The 6,964-nt window shown below is 66.6% G+C and carries 7 protein-coding genes; 6 read left to right on the forward strand and 1 reads right to left on the reverse strand.

Going from position 1 to position 6,964, the window contains the following annotated elements; genetic code table 11:
* Window positions 1-148: 148 nt before the first annotated feature.
* Window positions 149-421 (reverse strand): helix-turn-helix domain-containing protein, encoded by a 273-nt coding sequence (locus H7I57_RS13665; protein WP_308204358.1) that lies wholly within the window; start codon window positions 419-421, stop codon window positions 149-151.
* Window positions 422-686: 265 nt separating this feature from the next.
* Between H7I57_RS13665 and H7I57_RS13670 the strand changes: the two genes are divergently transcribed.
* The 6 genes from H7I57_RS13670 (at window position 687) to H7I57_RS13695 (ending at window position 6,543) form a co-directional block, all read left to right on the forward strand.
* Complete coding sequence (locus tag H7I57_RS13670) at window positions 687-944, forward strand: DUF3297 family protein (protein WP_264024080.1); 258 nt, start codon at window positions 687-689, stop codon at window positions 942-944.
* Window positions 945-1,052: 108 nt separating this feature from the next.
* Window positions 1,053-2,177: an LLM class flavin-dependent oxidoreductase gene (locus H7I57_RS13675; protein ID WP_264024081.1), complete on the forward strand. Its 1,125-nt coding sequence runs from the start codon at window positions 1,053-1,055 to the stop codon at window positions 2,175-2,177.
* Window positions 2,174-3,325, forward strand: a complete 1,152-nt coding sequence (locus H7I57_RS13680) for a sulfotransferase family protein (RefSeq protein WP_264024082.1) — start codon at window positions 2,174-2,176, stop codon at window positions 3,323-3,325. The genes H7I57_RS13675 and H7I57_RS13680 overlap by 4 nt, the downstream gene beginning before the upstream one ends.
* Window positions 3,325-4,569, forward strand: a complete 1,245-nt coding sequence (locus tag H7I57_RS13685) for a DUF1214 domain-containing protein (RefSeq protein ID WP_264024083.1) — start codon at window positions 3,325-3,327, stop codon at window positions 4,567-4,569. The genes H7I57_RS13680 and H7I57_RS13685 overlap by 1 nt, the downstream gene beginning before the upstream one ends.
* A 1-nt stretch (window position 4,570) precedes the next feature.
* On the forward strand, window positions 4,571-5,092 hold the full coding sequence (locus H7I57_RS13690) for a VOC family protein (protein WP_264024084.1): 522 nt from the start codon (window positions 4,571-4,573) through the stop codon (window positions 5,090-5,092).
* Window positions 5,089-6,543: a carboxylesterase/lipase family protein gene (locus tag H7I57_RS13695; protein WP_264024085.1), complete on the forward strand. Its 1,455-nt coding sequence runs from the start codon at window positions 5,089-5,091 to the stop codon at window positions 6,541-6,543. Before H7I57_RS13690 ends, H7I57_RS13695 begins: the two co-directional genes overlap by 4 nt.
* The last annotated feature ends 421 nt before the right edge of the window (window positions 6,544-6,964 follow it).

Here is a 6,964-nt window from a genome sequence, read left to right on the forward strand (position 1 = left end):
CCAGCGTGCACACAGATCACGCAAATCACCTCGAACGCGATCTATGTGCACATTCGACGCCCCGACCCCCTCGAAGCGTTACTGACCCACGCTCCTAGTGACGTGGTGCGCTCCGGCGGCCAGGCGCACGGTCATTGCGGATCGAACGTCACATCCAGCCTGGCCGACGCCGCAACTGAAGACCCTGGCGTCGAAGGGCCGCTGCGACGGTTGTGTGTGAGACACCGTAACGATCACCAAGCCACGCCAGCGATTTTCCCGCAGCGTAGAGGGTTGCTGCCTCGTTGACCTGTTCGTCACTTAGACCATGCCGGCGGATAGCGACACCGTGCTCGCAAAGCACGTCTGCCACGCGAGTCTTGGAGATGCCGTACCGATTGCCGATCCCCTGAGTGGTTTCTCCGACTTGGTATCTGTGCACAATGTCGACGACGTCTTCGGAGGTCAGGAAGCGCTTGAGCGCTGATTTGGGCCGTCATGGGCCGTTCGGGGTGGTCGTGCTGACGCTTCGGTGATGCGTTTACGCAGGTCAGCCCAACGTTTACAGAGGTGACCGAGGTTCGAGTTTCTTCCTATTGCCTCCACCCACGAAACGAGCAGTTTAGGGAATTGGTCGCGCCGGGCAGGGTCACGTAGGTTCACAGCGATTCGACTTAAGACCGACGCACTATCGACCGAAAGCCATCATGTCCGAGGACCAGAGCACCGACGTTCCGCCGAACCACCTCTCCATTGATCCGAACAGCCCGTTCTTCAACCAAGAGGCGCTCCTCCGCGACGTCGGCATCCGCTTCAACGGCGCCGAGAAGACCAATGTCGTCGAATACGACGTGGCCGAAGGTTGGGTGCGCGTCGAAGTGCCCACCGCCAAGGATCGCCGCGGGAATCCGATGGTGATGAAGCTCAGCGGCACGGTCGAACCGTATTTTCGCCCAGCGAAATAGCGGTTGCGGGGATATCTGCCCTTGCGGCGCCGGTTGTTCTTACAGCTGCTGAGCAGATGCACAGCATTCCGCTGACGTAGCCGCCATCCTCGGTGTAGCTTCCGCTGCATGCCCTTGGAGCTGGCCTCGTTCTTCCGGACGACGCTGCCGCTCGACCTCGGCGGGTTGGACGCCCTCGACGACGGTCGCTACCACTCCCTGTGGCTGCCTGATCATCTCGTGAGCTTCTGGCCGGACTCGATCTGGACGCCCGAGTTCACCGACCTCGCGGAGGTGTCGCCGTCGCCGCACCGCTACCTGGACGGCCTCACCCTCGCCGGTGCCGTCGCGGCTCGCACGACACGCACTCGGCTCGCCACGAGCGTTCTCGACACCGTCCGCCGCCACCCGGTGATGCTGGCCCAGTCGGCGCTGACCTTGAGCCATCTTTCGAACGGCCGGTTCATCCTGGGACTCGGTGCCGGCGAGCGCGAGAACCTCGCACCGTACGGCTTCGACCACCGGTGCACGGTGAGCCGGTTCGCCGAGGCGCTCCGGCTGATCCGGCTGCTCTGGAGCACCGACGGACCGATCGACTTCGCCGGAGAGCATTTCACGCTGGAGCACGCTCGGCTGGACGCCGAGCTTCACCACTCCGGCCCGCCACCGATCTGGATCGGGGCCAACGGCCCCCGCATGCTGCGACTGGTAGGCGAACTCGGCGACGGTTGGTGGCCGACGGGCAGCGCCGGGCCCGAGACTTATGCCGGTCAGCTGGCGCGCATCCGGGAGGCGGCCGAACACGCCGGACGTGACCCGGAGGCCATCACGCCGGCGAAGATGGTGGTGTGCCTCATCAGTGAGCCCGACGAACTGAGTGCGATTGTGCAGCGTCCGCTGGTGAAGTCGCTGGTGCTGCAACTGACCGGCGACGCACTGGCAGACGCCGGTCACCGCCATCCGATGGGGGAGCACTGGCGCGGCATCCAGGACATCGATCCACGCGTGCTGACCCGCGACAGGTTGCTCCGGCTCTTCGAGGAGGTCGACCCGGCCGCGATCCTGTCTGTTGTTCCGCATGGGACGCCGAAGCAGGTCGCCGCGCAGATCGCCGACTTCGGCGAGGCGGGTGCCCGGGTCGTGTCGGTGCTCGACTACAGCGGAATGGCCGGGCAGGTTTACGCCGCCGAGTCGGCGCGCAAAATCCGCGAGGTCGAGGACGCACTGCTGCAGCTCGCGGGAAGCACGCCATGACGATCTTGGACGGGGACGTCCTCATTGCCGCCGCGCAGGAATCGACTGGCTTCACCGACTTTGGTGATGACACCCTGCCCGCGCGCGTGGCGCTGGTCGTCGACAGGCTGAACAGCGCCCGACTCGACGAAACAGGTTCGCGGGCAGCCGCACTCACGATCGGCGGACTGCTGACGAGCCGCCTGCACTTCGTTGACGACCACGCACGCCTGCCGCTTGCGGCAGAACGGATCACGGCCCCGCTCTTCGCCACCGGCGAGCCGCGGTCGGGGACGACGCTGCTGCATGCCCTGCTCGCCGAGGACGAGGATTCGCGGGCGCTGCGCTTCTGGGAGGTCATGTACCCGTCGCCGCCACCAGGACCGGCCGTCGTCGACGACCCACGCCGCGCGCAGGCCGATGCCGACTGGCGGGACATCCTCGACCGGATCCCGCCGTGGATCGTCAGCCACCCTTACAACGACCTGCTCGGTGCCGGGCTGCCCGAGTGTGAACGCACGTGGGCCTTCGACTTCCGCGCGACGAACCCGAGCGCCTGGTGGCGAGTGCCCGTGACGATCCAGAACTTTCCGCAAGACCATCACGCGCAGTACGCCCTTCACCGCATGATGCTGCAGCACGTCCAATACACCCGCCCGCCGAAGCGGTGGGTGCTCAAGGGATTTCACGGCCGACGCCTGCGCGCGCTCTTCGACACCTACCCTGACGCCCGCATCGTCTGGGTGCACCGCGACCCCGTGCAGGTGCTCGCCTCGCAGATCGTGGCCTTCGGGCAGATCAACGAGAGCCTGGCCGGGACGCTGGACTGGACTCAGTACGCCAAAGACACGATCGAGGGCTCGCGGGCCAACTTCCACGCCTACCTCACCGACCCGCTCGTGGATGACCCGCGCATCCACCACGTCCGCTACCGCGACTTCGTCACCGACCCGGTCGCCACGATCGGCGGCTTCTACGACTTCGCCGGACTGCCCTTGCAGGCCGAAGCCGAGAAGGCGATGCGCGACTACCTCGTCACCAACCGCAGCGATCGGTACGGCAAGTTCGCCTACTCCACCGACGTCCTACCGGTTCCCGTGCAGCGGCTGCACGACGAATTCGCCGACTATCGCGAGCGATTCGGCATCGACATCGAGACGAGGCGCTGATGGCCTTCGGTGACAGCGAGGACGACGAGGCACTGAGCGCCGCGTGGCACGAATTCTGCGACCGGCTCAAGGCCGCCGGCGATCTCGCGTTCAAGGACACCTCGCCGGCGAATGCGCCGCAGCGTGCCGACGCCTTCCGCTACCTGACGCAGAATCTCGGGCAGGCATACGATCTCGCCCTGGAGACCAAGAACTCCCGCTACCCGATGATCCACCCGTTCTGCGGGCCGAGCCGGAAGCTCGGCGGCGACAACGCCGACTTCGTCTATCTGCAGGCGTGGATCGACGGCGCCTCGACATACCGGATCGCGGGTAATCGGGGCACCGCGCGTTTCATCAACTTCACCGTCCAAGGGCCGCGACCCGAGAAGGACGTGTACTACGGCGCCGATCACCCGAACCTGCATGAACCCTTCGGCGACACCCCGGAGGCCAACGTCACCGGCGACGACCTGGTCACCGAACGCGACGGCAGCTTCGTCCTTTACGTGGGTGGCGCTCGGCGAGAACCGAATTGGCTGCCGACCTCCCCGGGTTCGCGAAAGCTCTTCATGCGGCAGGGCTTCGACTCCTGGGCGGAGCGCTCGGCGCAATTCAGCATCGAGCGCATCGACATGGATCAGCCACGTCCCGTGCCGACACCGCAGGATCTGATCGCGTCGATGCGGTGGGCCGGCGACTTCCTCGCCGGGGCGATGAGGGACTGGCCGGACCGCGAACTGGAGATCGGTTCGCTTTTCGGCGAGCCCGAGCCCAACGTGTTTCCCGGGGCGCGATTCGCCGGCACGGCGGAGCAGCGCGATGCGCGCCGCGGCCGGCTCATCGTCACCATGCCGTGGCGTCTCGGGCCGGACGAAGCGTTGATGTTCGAGTTCGCCGACGACGGGGAGTTCTGGATGCTGACCAACATGGGCGCGTTCTGGAACAGCATGGACTACCTGTACCGACCGGTGAGCTACACGCCGAGCAGATCGGCGATCGACTCCGACGGCCGCGTCCGAATGGTGATGGCCCACAACGACCCCGGTGTGCACAACTGGATCGACACCCAACAATTCAGCGAGGGCTACCTCACGATGCGCGTTATCGGGAGCCGGCAGCTGCCCGAGGTCAGCACCACTGTCGTCACCGCCGCCGAGCTGGACACCGTGCTGCCGGCCGACACCCGGCGCGTCACGCCCGAGGAGCGGGCCGCGCAACTGCACGCACGCTTCGACGCCATCCGCCGCAGGTACAGGATCTGACATGGACCCGAAACTCGAGACGCTCGCCGCGTCGGCCTTCGACAACGTCTACCACGTGGGCCACCTCGTCCCCGATCTGTTGCTTGCCATGCAGACGTTGGCCGGCGCCATGCAGATCACGTGGGCGCCGCCGTTCGAGATGCGTAGCGGCTTCCTCCGTCCGGACGGGTCCGCTGACGACCAGGCCGTACGCATCGCGTTCTCCACTTCCGGCCCGCCGTACCTGGAGCTGATCGAGGTCGTCGCCGCCGCGGACTCGATCTTCGCCGAACCGAAGCTCGGCGGCATGCACCACGTCGGCTACTACGCACAGCGCTGGCGCGATGACGTCGCGCGGCTGCAGGACGACGGTTGGGAGTTGGAACGCACGGGTGCCGGCGTAGCGTTCCTGCGTGACCCGCGGAGCGGGCTTCGCGTGGAGGTGGTGAGTTTCAAGGGCCGCGACTTCCTGACCCGGATACTCGACGGCGAGATGGCTGAGACCTACCCACTGACGGCCTACCCCCTGACAGAGCGCCCGTGACCGCAGTCGCGCACACCTCGTACGGAGCACTGCGGGGCGACGCACGCGCGTCCGGCGCATGTGGAGACGTTGTCGTCTTTCGCGGTGTGCCGTACGCCGCGGCACCGACAGGCGAGCATCGTTGGCGCCCACCGCAGCCCGTGACGAGCTGGGCAGGGATGCGTGACGCGACCGCGTTCGGGGCGATTGCCCCGCAGGACATCTCGCCCGAGCGGTTGGCCAAGCGCGGCCTCACGATGAGCGAGGACTGTCTCACGCTCAACATCTGGACACCCGCGGCCGACGACAACCTCCGACCCGTGCTGGTCTTCCTGCACGGCGGCGGGCAGACGCAGGGGCACGGATCCGCTCCGCTGCTCGACGGTTCGCGGCTCGCCCGGCGCGGCGACATCGTGGTGGTGACGATCAACTTCCGGCTCGGTGTGCTGGGTGCGCTCTACGCGCCTGACTGGCACGGGCCCGGCTCCACCAACCTGACGCTGCGCGACCAGAGGCACGCGCTGCAGTGGGTGCGCGAGCAGATCGCCGCGTTCGGCGGCGACCCCAGCGCCATCACGGTGGCGGGGCAATCCTCCGGTGCGATCGCGATATCGGCCCTGCTCGCCGGAGGGTGCGACCTCTTCGACCGCGCGATCCTGCAGAGTGGCGGCTTGGAGCGCGTCCGCTCGACGGCGGCCGCCTCCGCCGTGGCCGAGCAGCTGATCTCGACCGGTGCCCTCACGCGCGCCGAAGAACCGGGTGTCGAGGAGATTCTTGCCGCGCAGCGGCGCATCGACAGCGGATTCGTGCCGCCGCAGGGCCCGTTCCATCCCTGCATCGACGGCGACGTCATCGAAGAGCACCCGTTGGTGGTTGCGAGAACGCGCGACATGCCGCCGATCCCCGTCCTCGCCGGGACGACGCGCGACGAGTGGCGGATCTTTGACGCGGCGCTGGATGAGGGCGTCTTCACCGAGCAGTACGTGCGGGACAGGGCGCGGGCACTTGCCGGGGACAGTCACGACGCCGACGCGGTGGTGACGACCTACCTCGCCGACCACCACAAGCTTCGCGATGCCGCCAGCGCGATGGTCACCGACTACCACTTCACCGCGCCGACCGAGCAGTTCGTCCGGGCACACGCCGAGCGCGGCAACCCGGTGTTTCGCTACGAATTGCAGTGGCCTTCTCCGCGTGCCGGACTGGGGGCATGCCACGATTCGTGCCTGCCCTTGCTCTTCGGCAACCTGGACGCTGCGAGTGCGCTGGCTGGTGACGACGAGGCGGCTCGGCACATGTCAGACGCGGTTCAGGAACTCTGGCTGGAATTCGTTCGCGGGGGCGAGCCCTGGGAAAACTACGACGGTGCCGGCGGGGCCACGATGCTGCTCGGCCGCGAGGCCGGGATCGCACACGGTCACCGCGCAGAGCAACTCGCCGTCTGGGAGAAACGCTATCCCGCCTACGGGTAGGCGAAATTGGCGAATCGCGCGCGCCGATGAACACAATCAGCGTGACAAGACGGCGGCCAGACGACGTGGCCGGTCGGCCCTTTCCGGATCGAGGGTTGTCCCGCCGCTCCACTCCGGGAAACCTGCCTTGTGACCACTGGTCGGGCGGGTTTGTAGTCTGTGAATCGTGCTGTGGGGCACGGTTGCTGGGCGCTGTGAGTAGTCCGCCGTTGAACTCGACGAGATCTGGTGTGTGGTAGCCGCCGCCAGACGGCACCAAATCGTCACCCGCTTCGATGTTCTCCGGGCGGGTGTGGTTTTCGAGATCCGCGACGTTAGCCCGAATTTTTCGCGGTTTGTCGCTTGTGGCGGTGTGTAGATAAGCGAAAGTGCCTGTCCTGCAAGGAATAATCGGACTTGTCTAAGGTTCAGATCGTTCCAG

This window comes from Mycolicibacterium pyrenivorans, from assembly GCF_025821625.1.
Taxonomy (GTDB): Bacteria; Actinomycetota; Actinomycetes; order Mycobacteriales; family Mycobacteriaceae; genus Mycobacterium; species Mycobacterium pyrenivorans.